Below are 2,631 nucleotides of genomic sequence, written 5' to 3' on the forward strand. Positions count from 1 at the left end.
ATATCGGTCATTTAAAGTTAACATTTTTGTCAACTTTTAAATGAGCGAGATTCAGGGGAGCTTACATTGGCTTTTTCGTCGTAATGATTATTACTCCATTTTTTCCTGCTTTGCCGTAAAGCTTTACACTGTCATTCTTTGGATTTAAAACTTGTACTGTCGAAATAGAAGTTGTGTCAAGGTCGAAGAATATGTTCTGCAACAAACAGTTTTTAAAAGTCCTGCCATTTATTATTATGAGAGGATAAGTGTTCTTTGATAAAACACTTGGTCCTGCGTGACATTGCCAACTAATTATTGAACTTGTGTCAACACTTGAGGTTTTAAATGTGTCAACTTTTAAGCTTTGTCCTATCGAAGTAGAAGTCAGCAAAATTGTCAATACAAATATTAGAAGTTTGAAGTTCATATAAAGTGGCACATAACGCGTGCATTTATGTTATTACACGCAGTTTTAAAATATTTTTTGTTATTGATAACCAACTAATTACTATTCGCCTTTTTGTATTGCCGTTGTAACAATACACTCAATTCGCCATTTGTATTGTTGCTCTTTACCAATTATTTTCCCCTTTTATACAAACCTTCGCTTTTCGGGATGTTCCGCAGGGCATCCCGAAGTACAGATAAAAGGCATTTGCAATGCCCCTTCCTTGTATTATTACCAACTGACACCACTTCTGGTCAGTGTCTTCCAGTCCCTTAATTAAAGCCAAACACCGCTTCCAAAAAAACCATCCACCCAACCGCAAAAAAAAGCTACTAACTACTTATAGGGCAAGTTCGGAAACATTATCCGTTGTCGGTCAACAAAGTATAAACAAAAGCCCCAGCAGGTAACCTTTGGGTTAGGACGCGTTTGGGGGCTTTCGGCTATACTACTTAATGTTGGCTGCTGTTTACTTTCCTAGAAACGTCTTTATTAAGGCAAATGTTTTTTCTGACTCTTCTCTAAAAATGGTATGACCACTTTTTTCAAAGAAAACAAATTCGCATTTTGGACAAAATTGCTTGTATTGAATAGTCCATTTTGGTGGACAAATTTTATCATAACGCCCAGCCATTACTAGAATGGGTATTGTAAGATTCTTCAAATCTTCACGATAATCAAATGAGCTTAAATCACCGATAATATTAAAATCAGCATCTGAACCACCCATTTGTAAGTTTAACTGACTATTGTTTTTATTTGGGTAAGGCATGTTAACAGAGCTAGACATACCTTCTGGATTGTATCGATAGACAAATGATGAAGGCACTTTTTCTCTAATGGCTTTATATAAAGAATCGTTTGATAATCGACCTTGTTGCCTTAGTTTAATTATTGAGTCCCAGACTTCGGGATAATAAATTTCTATTTCTCTGTTTAAATTTCTTTGTCGCAACATTTCACTGCTATGAATAGGTAAGGAAAGTATCAAATGGCTAATATGTTGTTGGTATTTGATAGCATAACCTTGTGCCACTATAGTTCCGAAAGAATGACCAAGTACATTGATAGTTGAAAAACCCATTGCAATTCTTAACCCCTCAATATCGTCGATACTTCGTTTTAAACCATATTCTTGAATCGTTTTTGCAGTATCTGATTTACCTGTACCAAACGGATCAAAATAAACAACCATGCAATGCTGATATAGTGAATCGAATGCTCTGTATGTAATATGTGAATTACCAGGTCCTCCAGGTATTATAAACAAAGGGTCTCCTTTGCCAACAGTAACTGTCCATATTTTAGCCCCATTCACAATGTAATATTTTCCATCCGTATTACTATTGGGAAAAGTTTGGGCAAAACAAGTATTTATTCCCAGCACTAAAAGCAAAATGATTTTTTTCATGTGAAGTCTTTTTAAATAACAGCCTAACGGACACGGCTTGGCGATGTGGCGGTATTTGAAAATCGTAAGCCCGTAACCGCTGCTGAATAAGGTTACAAAAGTACATTGTTAATTCTGATGCTGATTAGTATTACGTCGGCTGGACCTAAGGCTGAATAGGGAACAAAAAGCTGAGAATATATTCGTCGCCCCGCCTTATTGCCAAACCGCCTGTTGGCAGCAGCTTTGTTACCACTCAACTTGGTCTGTATATGGTTTGTTTGCATACTCTTTAAAATCTCTAATTTTTGTCAAAGTCAGTGGTCGCGTCAATTTATTTAAGTCAATTATCAGTTGCCATATTTCAGAGTCATCAGCCCAAGGGTCTGTCAAGATTTGAACAGTATAGTCGTCAATAACCTTTAAGTCAAATATTTGTTTCAGCTCACCGACTAATCTCAAAGTGTTGTCAACCCAAGTCCTAAGTACTAAAACGTCGCCGCCAATTAAGCACCAGTCATTTCTTTGTCCAACAAGACCACAAGTTGGGTCATTGTTAAACTCAAAAATTGCAAACTCCTCTTTTGTCAATTTGTTATAACAATATGAAGTTTCAAAAACGTGTCCAACTGTCATTACAGTGTTTTCAAAAAGTGTTTTGAAGTTAGGGTCGTCTTTAATAAATCCTTTATAAGGTCGCATTGCTAAATTTGAAAACTGTGTCGCTTTAAAGTTGCTGCCAACGTGAGTTTGTGAAAAAACTACCATTGCTTTTCAAATATACCCAAAGTGTGGATATTGAAAAAAGGAG

The 2,631-nt window shown here is 36.2% G+C and carries 2 protein-coding genes; both read right to left on the reverse strand.

Annotated features, from left to right (window positions below; genetic code table 11):
* Positions 1–899: 899 nt before the first annotated feature.
* Entirely contained in the window at positions 900–1,841 is a 942-nt protein-coding gene (locus ACFOW1_RS12515) for an alpha/beta fold hydrolase (RefSeq protein ID WP_379014688.1), read from the reverse strand.
* Positions 1,842–2,069: 228 nt separating this feature from the next.
* A complete protein-coding gene (locus ACFOW1_RS12520; RefSeq protein ID WP_379014689.1) occupies positions 2,070–2,588 on the reverse strand; it encodes a hypothetical protein in 519 nt (172 codons plus the stop codon).
* Positions 2,589–2,631 lie beyond the last annotated feature (43 nt).

This window comes from Parasediminibacterium paludis, from assembly GCF_042651445.1.
Lineage (GTDB): Bacteria > Bacteroidota > Bacteroidia > Chitinophagales > Chitinophagaceae > Parasediminibacterium > Parasediminibacterium paludis.